The sequence below is a fragment of the Sporosarcina sp. FSL K6-6792 genome (assembly GCF_038004885.1).
GTDB lineage: Bacteria > Bacillota > Bacilli > Bacillales_A > Planococcaceae > Sporosarcina > Sporosarcina psychrophila.
In genome coordinates, this window is record NZ_JBBOSA010000001.1 from 383,340 (window position 1) to 398,518 (window position 15,179).

The following is a 15,179-nucleotide window of genomic DNA, read 5'->3' on the forward strand; positions in this document are numbered from 1 at the left end:
CTCATTTGTTACGAAATGCAATGAAATTAATGTACGTTCCACTTTTGCTTTATTTACCCTTTCATAACATTCCCCTGAACGGACATACCAACAGTATCTTATTAAGGGAGGTGAAATATGGGATGGAGTAGACAGTTTAAGTTGGCCGTTTCGTTTTCTGTGCTTTTACTTGTCATGCCATTCACTACAAATGCAGCATTTGCTAAAGATGGAACGCTGATACCGATGGGACAATCGATTGGTATTAAAATGGATTTGTCGGGAGTCTACATCACAAATGATGTCATGATCAGTAAAGATAACTGGTTGAAGGCAGGTGATCTAATCGGACAATTAGACGATGTAGCAGTCAGTACCCTTCATGAGTACGAAAAAGTATCATCCTCAATGCGAGACAAAAAAGAAATCGTATTGCACGTCATCAGAAACGAGGAAAGTAGTCAAATCTTAGCAGATGGCGAGGCGATGAAACGTCTCCTTCCATTCCTGAAAGATCGAACAGAAGGGACAGGTACCTTGACGTATGTCGATCCGGACAAAGGGACATACGGAGCGCTCGGTCATCAGATCATCGACAGTGCACTGAAATCACCACCATCGTTTAAAACAGGAGCGATTTATCTTTCAGAAATCGATCAAATTAAAAAAAGCGTGCCCGGAATTCCAGGTTATAAAATTTCAACGATTGTCGATGATGATGATTTTTTAGGGACGATTCGAATAAACGGTCTTTATGGCATCTTCGGGTCGTGGAACAGTGACTATAAGGAAGTGTTAACCGAACCTTTAACGATTATGCAGCCAGCAGAAGTAAAAGAAGGCGCTGCTGAAATTTACACAACGATTAAAGGGACAAAAGTTGAATCCTTTTCAATTCGAATTATAGAAGTAGAACAAGACCAGTTCCATTTCGTTTTAACAGATCCCGAATTGCTCAAAGCAACCGGAGGAATTTTGCAAGGGATGAGTGGAAGTCCCGTTATCCAAAACGGGCAATTTGCAGGCGCGGTAACGCATATGTTTGTCGATGATCCTAAAAAAGGTGCAGCCCTATTTTTGGAGAAAATGCGTAGCGGGGAAAATTAATAAAAGGGCCAACTCGCATAATGAGTTGGCCCTTTTGTCCTGTCGTGTTAAGCTTAGCGAGAACGATTCGACAAACGTTGAGAAAAGAATAGAATTAGTCGAAGTTTAGGGAAACCATATGTCAGAAGTTTCATTTTTGCTAAATAAAAGAGGGTTACTCCACTATTCGTCGAAATTTCCCTTGTGTAGTTAAGAGAATGTTGCTAATGTTTAGGGAAAGAAGTCGTCATAAACGTACAAGGGGGAAATGGGAATGGATAAACTGAAAGTCGCGATTGCTGACGATAACAAGGAACTAGTGAGGACTATGATGACATATTTTGAAAGACATCCTGAAATCGAAGTCATTTGGACGGCGCATAACGGAAAAGTATGTCTGTCGATGTTGGAAGAAAAAAAACCAGATGTCTTATTACTTGATATCATCATGCCACATCTTGATGGAATTGCGGTTTTGGAAACGTTGAGTGGAAATGCACAAACTGCCGATGTGCATATAATTATGTTGACGGCATTTGGGCAGGAAGATGTTATGACACAAGCAGCGAGTCTAGGGGCTTCCTATTTCATGCTTAAACCGTTTGAATTCGACCGACTTGCAAACCAGATATTCCAAGTAGCAGGAACAAGAAAACCAATAGTTCCCATAGCTCAAGCTAGCGGAGAGTATGCGCCAGGAACAGTAAGCCAAAAAGTGCTAGATACTACAATTACAGCAATTATTAAAGAGATTGGGGTACCCGCTCATATTAAAGGCTATGCGTTCATTCGTGAAGCGATTCAAATGGTTTATACGGACGTCGATTTGCTTGGTTCAGTGACGAAAGTACTTTATCCGGAGATCGCAAAAAAATACAATACGACAGCATCCCGTGTAGAGCGTGCAATTCGCCACGCAATCGAAGTCGCATGGAACCGTGGAAATTACGATGTCATTTCCAAAATGTTTGGCTACACTGTGCACCATTTGAAAAGCAAACCCACGAATTCAGAATTCATCGCGATGATCGCAGATAAAATTCGTCTTGAGCATATGGCGAGCTAATCGTTGCTATGAAAGCGTTTTATGTTAGTTGAAACAGTGAATTGGCACTTTTATTATTATTAAACCGGTCATCATTCCTATGAAATTTACGTAATCTTTGCAACAAATTACCGAACCGTACGTGCCCGTAGTGTAGCACATATTTCTGCGGAATCGAAAATTGACCTATCGGCGTAAATGCGGACAGGTCGATTTTTACGTTTACAGGCATTACGACGCTGTTCTGACGACTTTAATCGATTTTAGATACTTGTGGTTGATAGGTATCCTGAACTGCCGTGACATCGAGTCACCTGGCTCCAGGATTCTTAAAGGGAGGAAAAGGTAAATGATCGAGTAAAAGGCGAAAACTTCGTAACCAAGATGATTTTTCGCGAATTAGTGGAAGCAGTCGCAAAGAGGTTTGTGTTCCAAGTGTAAGAGATTGGCAAAAAACAACGTATTCTGGCGTACTGGAACTTGGACAAAGTAACAGGTCCTTTGTATAGGGACATATAAATATTGAGGATATAACAGTTCAATTATAAGGCAGCTTAATAGAATAATCAGATATAGTGATGTCGTAGATTACAAAAATATTATATAAAGATATATTAAGAAGTAATCACCAAGGCTTGCTAGTTATTTGTGACAAAGACCCTCATTATAACTTAGAGCAAGTTGAACAAATAAAAAAAGAAAACCACACTTTACATTGAGCTAATTCTAGGGGCAAACCATTCCTTAGAAAAAGTAGAAATTGACACATTGACCTCAATTTCTACTTTAACGAAAGTGATAGAAAAAATGAAACTCATAATATAAGTACATTTGGGCTAACTAAATGTTTAAAAATAAGAATTGAATCTCTGTTTTTATAAGGACTGAAAAGAAAATATTGAAAAAAACCTATTTACTTTGGTACTAAATTATAAGCAGAGAAAAGCCCTAGGAAAAGATATAACAACTCATGAGAAATATTCCCATAGGTGGGTTCCTATTTGCTTAATCGAGTGATAAACTAAGGTTGAAAATGAAGATGCACTTGCATTCATAAATTAATATATCGTTGTCAGTGAGAGCATGAGAAAGCCTATCAAATCCAACTTGAGTATATGGCTAGCTGATTGAAAAACACCTAGTTATGGTAATAGCTACGCCTACTCTCCGAATCTATTTTCGTGTGGTAGGCTTTTTTTAACTAGAGATTAATTAATCTGACAAATAGGGTGAGGATGTTATATAATGGATAAGAGGGAAAGGATGAAGCGGCAGTGTTAGTTCAAAATGAGTTTTTCGATCTTTTAGTACAAGAGGAAAAAGTGATCTTGCGCACTAAGAAGAATGGTTTTCCACTTAAATCATTCGATTCAATTACGCGTGAACATCCACGATTAAAAATCAGTTCATTCCCAATATTAAGGAAAGCGCTTACTGAACTAGAGGCAGAACATATAATAGGCAATTGGATTCCAACTATAGAAATAGCTATTGCTGCTGATAAAATGATTGCTCAACTTTACATAAACGTGTCAACCAAGGAATTTGAAGAAAATAGACAATCAATCCTAAATCAGGCTGATAAAGTGCTTGATGATGCCGGAGTGATTTACGGCAGAACAAATTTGCAAGATGAGCCGTTTAAACCGGGTGAATCGATTACCGCAGCTGTAGGGAGAAAGCCACAAAAAGGTAAAGATGCAGTCGTATCATATATAGAAATACCTGAAAGAAGACCGATGATCCGTGAAGACGGTTCTGCTGATTATTTTGAAATGAATTTCGTTACGCCTATCAACCAAGGTGATTGGCTTGGCGAGAAAACACAGGCACAAGAGGGCATTGATGGTAAGGATGTTTTAGGTAACGATCTTCCTGCACGGCGAGGGGATGATGTGAAACTTTACTTTGACAGGAAATCAGTGACTGATGAACAAGAAACGGACAAAGTAGTTCTGAGGGCGTCACACGGTGGGGCTTTGGAAAGCATTGACGGTATCATTAGTGTAGGGAAGCAGTTAATTGTCAGCGGGGATGTAGGACCTGAAACTGGCTCGATTAAATTTGACGGATCAGTTGTTGTATTAGGAACAGTCATTGCAGGATTTTCAGTAAATGCGACTGGAGATATTTCTGTAGAAGGTAATGAAGGTATCATAAATGCGAAGGAGATACAGTCATCTGAGGGAGACATCTACATAAAAGGTGGGATTTTCGGCGGTGGATTGACGATTGTCGAAGCGCGAGGCAATATTTTTGTTAAACACGCGAACAATTGCAAACTGTATGGAAAAGAAGTACATGTCGGTTTATATTTACTCGGCGCAGAAGTTATCGCAGAATCTGTATTTATTGATAAAAACAAAGGTAAAATTATTGGTGGGAAAATTGAGGCACTTTATAAAATTGAATGTGCATTTGCGGGTAACAGTCATGAACGGAAGACAATCCTTAGTGCAAAAGGGATTGACAAGGAAGTAATGTATATGGAAATTCAAGAAATGGCTAAAAGTTTGAAAGAACGCCAAGGAATCATCGAAAAGCTTGAGCAACACGCTCTCCCATTTAGGAATAGTGGAAGTCTTCTGAAGGGACCACAGGCAGAAGCCTTTGAAAAAATGTTGGAAACGATTGAATCGAATAGAGATGCCATAGTTGAACTAGATAAAGAAATTCAACTTGGGTTGCGTAAAATTAAGCAAGCAGTTCCCGCTCAAATTGAAGTGACAAGAGAAGCTTATCCAGGTACAATCATTCAAATTGGATTGAAATCGTCTACGCTTCATGCAGGTGCAAAAGGCATTTTTGAAATCGTAGATGGCGTCCTAAATGTCTAATCCTACAGTTTTTGCACATCGAGGCGCTTCTGGCATCTGCTTTGAAAATACAATGAAAGCATTTGAGAAGGCTGTCGATCAAGGTGCAGGCGGCATCGAGCTAGATGTCCAATTGACAGAAGATGGAGTGCCGTTTGTCATCCACGATCCAGGATTATCTAGGCTTGCTGGCATTCGGAAAATGATTTCATCCATGACAAGTACAGAACTCATGAGAATTCGAGTTGGAAGAAGATACAGACGTTTATTCTGTGGTCATAGCATTCCGACATTGATAGAAGCGGTGTCATTTTGCGAAATGCATGATTTAGCACTTAATGTTGAATTGAAAGAAACGGTTTCGGATCGCCCTGAATTGATCAAAATGATTGTTGATATTGTATCTGTGATGGGCAATGTTCATATTTCCTCATTTGATTATCGCTTGCTTGAAGTGGTCAAAGAGGAAAGCGAACGAATGGAAACAGCCTTTCTTATTGGAAAGAAAAGCGTAGATTGGACTAATCTTAAACAGTATTCATGCGCAGATGGATTCCATTTTCACAAACGGTTGTTGAAAGAGCCCTTTTTGACCAATCTCCTTCAAACCGGGAAAAAGATTCGGGTTTATGGAATGACTGGAACAGAACCAATCACTCTTAATCCGCCTCCTTATATAGATGGCTGGATAACGGATTATCCAAATCGATTCAATAAATAAGCAAAAGGACCAAGACTGTTCAGTCTTGGTCCTTTTGCAATTCGCTCAAATAGATTGTAGACGATTGCTCTTAGTTACGATATACACTGTTACTTTTGTTTAAACCGTTCTTGCACGCGTCCTTTTCGTCGATCGCGACGTAATAAAAAGCCCGCGAAAAACCATAGACCTCCCGCGAACAATAATAAGCCTACAACGAATTGAAGCCAAATGAACGGAAATGGGTTAAATAATACGCCAAATATCGAATCTCGCATTAATTTTATACCGCCGGCCGCAAAAAGTCCGGGGATTAGCAAGACCATAAATGCTGCTAGACGTGCCATATACGACAACTCCTTACCGAATCTAATTTTACCTACTCTAATTTGATTGTCAAGAACAGCGCTTTCATGTATGATGAAATTGTAATTGCAAAAGATTGCATGGTTCAAAAAAGGAGAATGAACATCCTTGCAAAACGTTCTCATTGTCGGGGCGGGGACAGGCGGATCGATAATACTGGACCTTCTCCAAAATTTAGAATTCATGAATGTAAACGCAATCATTGATACTGATGAACATGCACCGGGAATAATACGTGCAAAAAAACAGGGCATCGCATATGGGATGGATTGGACAAGTTACCTGACCGACGATTTGCATATTATTTTCGATGTGACCGGTGACAAGTCTGTATTCGCTGAGCTATTAAAAGCGAGGCCTGCCCATACCGTACTTATACCTGGTTCCGTCGCAAATCTCCTTGTAAGGCTGCTTGAGGAGAACGATACATACATTAAGCGCATTCATATAGAAATGCATAAGCAGCGAATGATCTTTGATTCAATTGAAGAGGGCATGGTTGGAATCGACGAAGAAGGAACTGTTGATTTCTTCAATAAAAGTGCCTCTAAGATGATTGGTTTCCCAATTGAAGAGGCTTTTGGTCGGATGATTACGGATGTAATTCCGACGACAGAGCTTCCAAGGGTATTCGATTCAGGCGTGGCGGAATTGAATGAGGAACAGATTCTTGGAAATGGCTTGAAAATAGTTACTTCTCGTTATCCACTCTTTGATTCCGCCGGGAAAAAAGTCGGTGCATTCGCGGTGTTTAAAGATATTACGGAAGTAGTTGCGCTAGCGGAGGAAATCACAGATTTGAAAAAAGTGAAGACAATGCTGGAAGCAATCATACATTCGAGTGACGATGCCATCTCAGTCGTTGATGATAAGGGGAATGGTATCCTTGTCAATCCAGCCTATACACGGATTACGGGCCTTACTGAAGATGAAATAATAGGTAAGCCCGCGAATGCGGACATCAACGAAGGTGAAAGTATTCATATGAGAGTACTTAAGTCGAGAAAGCCAGTTCGTGGCGTCAATATGCGTATAGGTGAAAATAACAGGGAAGTAATTGTCAATGTTGCACCAATCATTGTCGATCACCAAGTGAAGGGTAGCGTTGGTGTCATTCATGACATCACTGAAATGCGCAACTTGATGAAAGAACTTGACCAGGCACGGACAATTATTAGGAAACTTGAATCAACCTATACATTCGATGATATCTTCGGCGGTTCGTCTGATATTGAAATTTCAATCGAGCAGGCCAAGTTAGCTGCCAAATCTGACATTCCAGTCCTTCTTCGAGGAGAAGCGGGAACTGGGAAAGAATTGTTTGCGCATGCCATTCATAGTGGCTCCGAACGACGGTTTAATAAGTTTATCCGTGTGAATTGTTCGGCAATGCATTCATCTAAATTGGAAGCGGAGCTATTCGGACAAGAATCTGAGGTTTCTCAAAGTGGGAATGGTAGCACGCAAGGCCTCTTTCAAGAGTCTGCACAGGGAACGTTATTCCTTGACGAAGTGGCTGACTTGCCGCTTGTGGTTCAGGCGAGGCTGCTTAACTATTTAAAAAGCGGAACAATCTTCAAAAATGGGGGGATCTATCCCGTTCATTTGTCCGTTCGTGTCATTGCAGCGTCTACGAAAAACTTAGAAAAGGCGATGCATGAAGGAACGTTTATTGAAGAACTTTATTATGTGTTAAACCGACTCTCAATCCAAATTGCGCCGCTTCGATCTCGGAAAAAAGATATTCCATCCATTATTGGGCACCTACTAGTAAGGTTAAATCAGGAGTTCGGGATGAATATTGAGAAGATTACCGATGAAGCGCAAGAGCGTCTTAAGCAATATGACTGGCCAGGAAATGTACGTGAACTTGAAAATGTACTTAGCCGCGCCATGATTTATATGGAGTCGGGAGATGCCGTAATCGAATTGATAGATGTGGTTAAATCCCTATCATCTAGGGAAAACACGGAAGAGGAACAGATTCTTCCTGAAAAAAGCACACTTACTTCGATTATGGATGAATACGAAAAAACCATTCTTGAAACGGCTCTCCGTGAAAATAATGGTAACAAATCATTAACTGCCAATAGGCTTGGTATTTCACTGCGATCACTTTATTATAAACTTGAGAAATTCAGCCTCATTTAATCGCCATGTAGTCAAAGGAGGAGAGACAATGGTTACACTCGACTCACTCATCAGTCAGGCCGCATCGAAGAAAGGTCCGGTTGTTGCTGTCGCATCTGCAGCAGATCGAGAAGTGCTTGAAGCGGTAAGTATTGCTAGTGAAAAAGGCATTGCTTCATTCATGCTTTTCGCTGATGAAAGGCGTATCAGCGAGATGATTCAAACACATTTCCCATGGTTACTAGATAATGAAAAAATTAGTATCCATCATGCTGAAGATGATAGCCACGCAGCTGCACTCTCAGTGAAAGCGGTTTCAAGTGGACGAGCACATGTCCTGATGAAAGGGAACTTAGCAACATCTACCATCCTTAAGGCAGTGTTGAATGGCGACTATGGTTTACGCACAGGGAAAATACTGTCGCATGTCGCAGCGTTCGAAGTTGCCGGTTATGACCGGTTACTTTTCGTAACGGACGCGGCAATGAACATCGCACCTGACCTAGAAGCAAAAGCACAAATCATTCGTAATGCAGTTGCTACTGCGCATGCGTGTGGTGTGCTTGAACCAATCGTCGCTCCCTTGGCTGCTGTCGAAACGGTGAATCCGGCAATGACACCAACGACAGATGCCGCGTCGCTAGTAGTAATGAATCGACGCGGTCAAATCACTGGTTGCATTGTTGACGGTCCACTTGCCCTTGATAATGCAGTATCAGAGAAAGCCGCTGCGCTAAAAGGAATTACTGGGGAAACAGCTGGTAAAGCCGATATTCTTGTCGTTCCGAATATAGAAGCAGGCAATATTCTCTACAAATCACTTATGTACTTCGCCAACGCGAAAGTCGGTGCGATTATCCAAGGCGCCAAAGCACCAATTGTCCTTACATCAAGGGCGGACAGTGCCGAAAGTAAACTGTACTCACTAGCACTAGCAATTCTTTCGATAAAGTAAAAAACAAAAGTGTAAGCGCCTGTTCAGAGGCGACAGGCATAATGTGGGCTGGCGAAGCGGCGTTCTTTGCCGCACAGCTTGACCAACTTATGACCCGAGTCACTAGGCGCTGGAGTCTAGACGTGAACACTCTATTGAATAAATTATCCACAGTACGAGATTTTTAGTTTCTTAAAAATAAAAATGAACGATACCCTTAGGAGGAATTTACAATGGAAATTTTCAAATATATGGAACATCAGGATTATGAACAACTTGTTATTTGTCAGGATAAAGCTTCAGGACTAAAAGCGATCATCGCTATTCATGATACAACACTCGGCCCAGCGCTTGGTGGAACACGTATGTGGACGTATGCAAGTGAAGAAGAAGCAATTGAAGACGCACTTCGCCTTGCGCGCGGTATGACTTACAAAAACGCAGCTGCTGGATTGAATCTTGGTGGCGGAAAAACAGTTATTATAGGAAATCCAAAAACAGATAAAAACGATGAAATGTTCCGTGCTTTCGGTCGTTATATTGAAGGTTTGAACGGTCGTTATATCACTGCGGAAGATGTGGGAACAACTGAAGCGGATATGGATTTAATTAATCTTGAAACAGATTATGTTACAGGTACTTCTGCTGGAGCGGGTTCATCTGGTAATCCTTCGCCAGTTACTGCTTATGGTATTTATTACGGTATGAAGGCAGCAGCAAAAGAAGCATTTGGAGACGACTCGCTAGCGGGCAAAACAGTAGCGGTACAAGGTGTCGGAAACGTTGCTTATGCACTTTGTGAGTATTTGCACGAAGAAGGTGCAAAACTAATCATCACGGATATCAACGAAGAAGCAGTTCAGCGTGCAGTTGATGCATTCGGCGCAACAGCGGTCGGCATCAATGAAATTTACTCTCAAGAAGCAGATATCTTCGCACCATGTGCACTAGGTGCAATCATAAACGATGAGACGATTCCACAATTGAAAGCAAAAGTTATTGCAGGATCTGCTAACAATCAATTGAAAGAAACGCGTCACGGCGATTTAATCCATGAAATGGGTATTGTTTACGCACCTGACTACGTTATCAACTCGGGCGGCGTTATCAACGTTGCGGATGAGCTTGATGGCTATAACCGTGAACGTGCACTTAAACGCGTAGAAGGAATCTATGACGTAATCGGGAAAATTTTCGCAATCTCTAAACGTGATAATATTCCAACGTATGTTGCAGCTGACCGTATGGCGGAAGAGCGTATTGCACGTGTTGCCAATACAAGAAGCACATTCCTACAAAACGAAAAAAGCGTACTTTCAAGACGCTAATAAAGAAAAGCGAAAGCGACCTGTTTAGACGCGACAGGCATAAGCTAGACCGGCGAAACGACGTTCTTTGTCGTGCACAGGAGGGATGCAATGCAATCCCTCCCAGATAGTTTATGACCCGAGCGTCTGATCGCTGTAGCTAGACAAAGAAAAGAAGAGGCTGCATTGATATGGAAGGAGGACCTATTGTGCATGAGAATCACCATAGGATCCTAGTTATTAACCCAGGATCTACATCAACAAAAATAGGTGTCTTTGAAGGCGAAAGTCAACTGATGGAAAGTACGTTGAGGCATAGTTCAGAAGAAATTGCACAGTACCCTTCCATCATCGATCAATACAGTTTTCGTAAAAAGGCAATCCTTGAGTCACTTGAAAAAGAAGGCATTAACATCACTACACTAGCTGCCATTTGCGGTCGGGGCGGGCTTCTCCGTCCGATCGAAGGTGGTACTTACCCTGTTAACGAAGCGATGATTCAAGACTTGAAAACAGGTTATTCAGGTCAACATGCATCGAACCTCGGGGGCATAATTGCGCATGAAATCGCAACCAGCCTAAACCTTCCCGCTTTCATCGTCGATCCCGTCGTCGTCGATGAACTTGCACCAATCGCGCGAATTTCTGGATTTTCGGCCATTAATCGAAAATCCATATTCCATGCGCTGAACCAAAAAGCGGTTGCAAGACGCTACGCAAAACAAGTCGGTAAAAAATACGACACCCTCCGGTTGATTATCACCCATATGGGCGGGGGTATAACTGTCGGTGTACATGAATTCGGCAAAGTAATTGATGTAAACAATGGACTTCACGGAGATGGACCATTCAGCCCTGAACGTGCGGGAACCGTACCTGCGGGTGATCTCATTGAACTATGTTTTTCTGGAGAGTACTTCCGTCACGAAGTAATGAAAAAACTTGTTGGTCAAGGTGGTCTCGTTGGCTATCTCGGAACGAACGATGCTGTTCGCGTTGAACAACGAATTGAAGATGGTGATGAAAAAGCAAAACTAGTTTACGAGGCAATGGCCTACCAAGTTGCTAAGGAAATTGGTAGTGCGGCTGCTGTCCTTCACGGCCAAGTGGATGCGATTATCCTTACAGGTGGCCTTGCTTACGGCAAAGGATTTGTGAAGGATATTACATCCAGAATCGACTGGATAGCGGATATAGTTGTGTATGCTGGAGAAGATGAACTACAAGCACTTGCAGAAGGTGCACTTCGCGTTCTAACTGGTGAAGAATTAGCTAAAATCTACCCGTCTTGACGGGTCGTTGTGAGGGAGGCCATCTATAATGGCGAGGGAATATGATGTAGTTATTTTAGGGGGCGGAACGGGTGGCTATGTCGCTGCGATTCGCGCCGCTCAATTGGGACTGAAAACAGCACTTGTTGAAAAAGGGAAACTAGGCGGCACATGCTTGCACAAAGGGTGTATCCCGAGTAAAGCATTGTTAAAAAGTGCTGAAGTATTCGATACGGCAAAAAATCAGGCTGCAGAGTTTGGGGTTAATACAAAAGACGTATCACTGGATTTCAGTCGTGTACAAGCACGAAAAGACGGTATCGTTAAACAGCTACATGCTGGCGTGACTGCCCTAATGAAAAAAGGGAAAATCGACGTTTTTGATGGACTTGGCAGAATGCTTGGACCATCAATTTTCTCACCAATGCCGGGTACTATTTCGGTTGAAATGAACAATGGTGACGAAAACGAAATGCTCATCTTGAAAAACCTGATTATCGCAACAGGATCTAGACCACGTACATTACCCGGTTTGGAAATTGATGAAAATCAAGTCATGTCTTCTGATGGGGCGCTTTCTATGGAAGTACTTCCTAAGTCGATTATCATCGTTGGTGGTGGAGTCATCGGTATAGAATGGGCTTCTATGCTCAATGATTTCGGTGTCGAAGTCACTGTTCTCGAATATGCAGATCGAATTATTCCGACTGAAGACGATGACATCTCGAAAGAAATGAAAAAGCTATTGACAAAAAAAGGAATCACTTTTGTGACAAGTGCGAAAGTTCTCCCAGAAACCCTCGTTAAAAAAGAAGGAACTGTCACAATTTCTGCGGAAATGAATGGCGAAACGACGGCGTTCACAGCTGAAAAAATGCTTGTTTCTGTCGGTCGTCAAGCAAATATCGAAGGAATTGGTCTGGACAATACGGAAATTGAAATCATCAATGGTTATATTAAAACAAGACCAACATTTCAAACAAAAGAACATCATATTTATGCAATTGGTGATGTTATTGGCGGGCTGCAACTAGCGCATGTTGCTTCTCACGAAGGAATTGCGGCTGTTGAACATATTGCAGGTCTAAAAAATGAAGCGATTGATTATACAAAAATATCGCGTTGCATTTATTCTAGTCCCGAAGCGTCAAGCGTCGGCATAACAGAGAAGCAAGCGAAAGAACAGGGCTTTGATGTCAAAGTCGGGAAATTCCCGTTTATGGCCATCGGAAAAGCACTTGTCAATGGAAATTCGGATGGTTTTGTAAAAATCATTGCCGATAAAAAGACAGACGATATTCTAGGTGTTCATATGATAGGTGCACACGTGACTGATTTGATATCAGAAGCAGGACTCGCGATGGTGCTCGATGCGACGCCGTGGGAAGTGGCAAGCACGATTCATCCACATCCATCGCTGTCTGAAGTAATGGGCGAAGCCGCTTTAGCCGTAGATGGCAAAGCAATTCATATGTAAAAAAGAGTCTCAATTAGTCTAAGACACAAGACTGCGAACCATAGAAGGGGGATTTTAGAAATGGCAAAAACGCGTCATGAAGAACTAGGTTTAACAAATGAAGATGCACTGCAAATTTTTGAAACGATGTTAATGGCTCGTCGTATTGATGAACGTATGTGGCTCCTTAACCGTGCCGGAAAGATTCCATTCGTTATTTCATGTCAGGGGCAGGAAGCAGCACAAGTTGGAGCAGCTTTCGCTCTTGATAAAGATAAAGACTGGATTGCACCATACTATCGGGATATGGGCGTTGTTCTACATTTTGGAATGACTCCGCAAGATTTGATGCTGTCCGCATTCGCAAAAGCAGAAGATCCGAACTCGGGTGGGCGTCAGATGCCTGGTCACTTCGGTCAGCGCAAAAATCGTATTTTGACAGGATCATCTCCTGTTACGACGCAACTACCGCACGCAGTTGGGGTAGCTCTTGCGGCGAAGATGAAGAAGGAAGATTTCATTACTTTCGTTACACTTGGGGAAGGTTCATCTAACCAAGGAGATTTCCACGAAGGCATGAACTTTGCAGGTGTCCATAAATTACCGACTGTTATCATGGTTGAAAATAATAAATATGCAATTTCAGTTCCTGTTGAAAAACAACTTGGCTGTGTTAATGTTTCCGACCGTGCAATCGGTTACGGAATGCCAGGTGTTACAGTTGATGGAACAGACCCACTTGAAGTATACAAAGTGGTCAAAGAAGCAGCAGATCGTGCACGACGTGGAGAAGGTCCAAGTCTTGTAGAGACAATTTGTTACCGATTGACGGCTCACTCATCAGACGATGATCAACGCCAATACCGTGATGCAGAAGAGCTTGAAAATGAAAAGAAACTTGATCCGATTCCAATGTTCGCAGCTTATTTGAAAGAAGTAGGCGCACTAACTGATGAACTTGAAAAAGAAATGGAAGAACGCATCATGAAAGAAGTGAACGAAGCGACCGATTATGCAGAAAGCGCTGCGTACGCTGAACCTGAATCTGCGATGCTCTATGTGTATGCTGAAGATGGGGGGAACGAATAATGGTTGTTATGTCTTATATCGATGCAATCACACTTGCAATGAAAGAAGAAATGGAACGAGACGACCGCGTTTTCGTTCTCGGAGAAGACGTTGGACGTAAAGGTGGAGTCTTTAAGGCTACGGCAGGTCTTTACGATCAATTCGGAGAATACCGCGCACTTGATACACCGCTTGCGGAATCTGCAATTGCAGGTGTCGGAATTGGTGCAGCAATGTACGGGTTACGTCCGATTGCTGAAATGCAGTTTGCTGATTTCATCATGCCGGCTGTGAACCAAATTGTTTCGGAAGCAGCAAAAATTCGTTACCGTTCAAATAACGACTGGTCTTGTCCAATTGTTATTCGTGCACCATTCGGAGGCGGTATCCACGGGGCGCTGTATCACTCGCAATCTGTCGAATCGATGTTCGCAAGCACACCGGGATTAAAAATCGTTATACCGTCAACGCCATATGATGCAAAAGGGCTTCTTAAAGCGGCAATCCGCGATGAAGATCCAGTATTATTCTTTGAACATAAACGCGCTTATCGTTTGATTAAAGGCGAAGTGCCTTTAGATGACTACGTATTGCCAATTGGTAAAGCAGATGTCAAACGTGAGGGTGATGATATTACAATCATCACTTACGGACTATGTGTCCACTTTGCATTGCAAGCCGCTGAACGTCTTGCAGAAGATGGAATTTCTACTCATATCCTTGACCTTCGGACAGTCTATCCACTTGACCAAGAAGCGATCATTGAAGCAGCTTCAAAAACAGGAAAAGTCCTTTTAGTTACTGAAGATAATAAAGAAGGAAGCATTATGGGAGAAGTTGCAGCAATAATTGCTGAAAACTGCCTGTTTGAACTCGATGCGCCAATTAAACGTCTTGCTGGACCAGATATTCCAGCGATGCCATATGCACCGACAATGGAGAAATTCTTCATGGTCAATCCAGACAAAGTAGAGAAGGCAGCGCGTGAACTCGCAGAATTTTAATCGGGAAGGAGGTCAAT

12 protein-coding genes are annotated in these 15,179 nt (G+C 42.2%); 11 read left to right on the plus strand and 1 reads right to left on the minus strand.

Annotation, left to right across the window (positions count from 1 at the left end):
* Positions 1-117 precede the first annotated feature (117 nt).
* From MKZ26_RS01815 to MKZ26_RS01830, 4 genes are all read left to right on the plus strand, one after another.
* Positions 118-1,086, plus strand: a complete 969-nt coding sequence (locus MKZ26_RS01815) for a SpoIVB peptidase S55 domain-containing protein (protein WP_067209875.1) — start codon at positions 118-120, stop codon at positions 1,084-1,086.
* Positions 1,087-1,339: 253 nt separating this feature from the next.
* On the plus strand, positions 1,340-2,131 hold the full coding sequence (spo0A, locus tag MKZ26_RS01820; protein ID WP_067209873.1) for a sporulation transcription factor Spo0A: 792 nt from the start codon (positions 1,340-1,342) through the stop codon (positions 2,129-2,131).
* Positions 2,132-3,384: 1,253 nt separating this feature from the next.
* Positions 3,385-4,947: a DUF342 domain-containing protein gene (locus MKZ26_RS01825; protein ID WP_340764030.1), complete on the plus strand. Its 1,563-nt coding sequence runs from the start codon at positions 3,385-3,387 to the stop codon at positions 4,945-4,947.
* The gene (locus MKZ26_RS01830) at positions 4,940-5,647 is read left to right on the plus strand and encodes a glycerophosphodiester phosphodiesterase (RefSeq protein ID WP_187044993.1); all 708 of its coding nucleotides are present in this window, start codon (positions 4,940-4,942) and stop codon (positions 5,645-5,647) included. Before MKZ26_RS01825 ends, MKZ26_RS01830 begins: the two co-directional genes overlap by 8 nt.
* 89 nt (positions 5,648-5,736) lie before the next feature.
* Here the strand turns inward: MKZ26_RS01830 and MKZ26_RS01835 are convergent, their stop codons facing one another.
* Positions 5,737-5,973 carry a DUF2627 domain-containing protein gene (locus MKZ26_RS01835; protein ID WP_067209866.1) on the minus strand — a complete coding sequence of 79 codons (237 nt, stop codon included), beginning with the start codon at positions 5,971-5,973 and terminating at the stop codon, positions 5,737-5,739.
* A 127-nt stretch (positions 5,974-6,100) separates the two neighbouring features.
* On the opposite strand from MKZ26_RS01835, the gene MKZ26_RS01840 reads away from it, so the two are divergent.
* From MKZ26_RS01840 to MKZ26_RS01870, 7 genes are all read left to right on the plus strand, one after another.
* Positions 6,101-8,143: a sigma 54-interacting transcriptional regulator gene (locus MKZ26_RS01840; protein WP_340764031.1), complete on the plus strand. Its 2,043-nt coding sequence runs from the start codon at positions 6,101-6,103 to the stop codon at positions 8,141-8,143.
* 28 nt (positions 8,144-8,171) lie between these two features.
* Positions 8,172-9,077: a phosphate butyryltransferase gene (gene yqiS / locus MKZ26_RS01845; protein WP_340764032.1), complete on the plus strand. Its 906-nt coding sequence runs from the start codon at positions 8,172-8,174 to the stop codon at positions 9,075-9,077.
* Between the two features lie 212 nt (positions 9,078-9,289).
* Positions 9,290-10,384 carry a Leu/Phe/Val dehydrogenase gene (locus MKZ26_RS01850; protein WP_067209859.1) on the plus strand — a complete coding sequence of 365 codons (1,095 nt, stop codon included), beginning with the start codon at positions 9,290-9,292 and terminating at the stop codon, positions 10,382-10,384.
* A gap of 170 nt (positions 10,385-10,554) precedes the next feature.
* On the plus strand, positions 10,555-11,655 hold the full coding sequence (buk, locus tag MKZ26_RS01855; RefSeq protein WP_445683394.1) for a butyrate kinase: 1,101 nt from the start codon (positions 10,555-10,557) through the stop codon (positions 11,653-11,655).
* A 28-nt stretch (positions 11,656-11,683) separates the two neighbouring features.
* Complete coding sequence (gene lpdA / locus MKZ26_RS01860; RefSeq protein ID WP_340764034.1) at positions 11,684-13,111, plus strand: dihydrolipoyl dehydrogenase; 1,428 nt, start codon at positions 11,684-11,686, stop codon at positions 13,109-13,111.
* A 60-nt stretch (positions 13,112-13,171) separates the two neighbouring features.
* Positions 13,172-14,179, plus strand: coding sequence for a thiamine pyrophosphate-dependent dehydrogenase E1 component subunit alpha (locus MKZ26_RS01865; protein WP_340764035.1), 1,008 nt, complete (start codon positions 13,172-13,174; stop codon positions 14,177-14,179).
* Positions 14,179-15,162 carry an alpha-ketoacid dehydrogenase subunit beta gene (locus tag MKZ26_RS01870; RefSeq protein WP_340764036.1) on the plus strand — a complete coding sequence of 328 codons (984 nt, stop codon included), beginning with the start codon at positions 14,179-14,181 and terminating at the stop codon, positions 15,160-15,162. Before MKZ26_RS01865 ends, MKZ26_RS01870 begins: the two co-directional genes overlap by 1 nt.
* Positions 15,163-15,179 lie beyond the last annotated feature (17 nt).

Excerpts from the sequence above, each read along its gene's own strand:
- MKZ26_RS01850 (WP_067209859.1), top strand. The coding sequence starts at position 9,290 with ATGGAAATTTTCAAATATATGGAACATCAGGATTATGAACAACTTGTT.
- MKZ26_RS01865 (WP_340764035.1), top strand. The coding sequence starts at position 13,172 with ATGGCAAAAACGCGTCATGAAGAACTAGGTTTAACAAATGAAGATGCA.
- MKZ26_RS01870 (WP_340764036.1), top strand. The coding sequence starts at position 14,179 with ATGGTTGTTATGTCTTATATCGATGCAATCACACTTGCAATGAAAGAA.
- buk (WP_445683394.1), top strand. The coding sequence starts at position 10,555 with ATGGAAGGAGGACCTATTGTGCATGAGAATCACCATAGGATCCTAGTT.
- MKZ26_RS01835 (WP_067209866.1), bottom strand. The coding sequence starts at position 5,973 with ATGGCACGTCTAGCAGCATTTATGGTCTTGCTAATCCCCGGACTTTTT.
- MKZ26_RS01830 (WP_187044993.1), top strand. The coding sequence starts at position 4,940 with ATGTCTAATCCTACAGTTTTTGCACATCGAGGCGCTTCTGGCATCTGC.
- lpdA (WP_340764034.1), top strand. The coding sequence starts at position 11,684 with ATGGCGAGGGAATATGATGTAGTTATTTTAGGGGGCGGAACGGGTGGC.
- spo0A (WP_067209873.1), top strand. The coding sequence starts at position 1,340 with ATGGATAAACTGAAAGTCGCGATTGCTGACGATAACAAGGAACTAGTG.
- yqiS (WP_340764032.1), top strand. The coding sequence starts at position 8,172 with ATGGTTACACTCGACTCACTCATCAGTCAGGCCGCATCGAAGAAAGGT.
- MKZ26_RS01815 (WP_067209875.1), top strand. The coding sequence starts at position 118 with ATGGGATGGAGTAGACAGTTTAAGTTGGCCGTTTCGTTTTCTGTGCTT.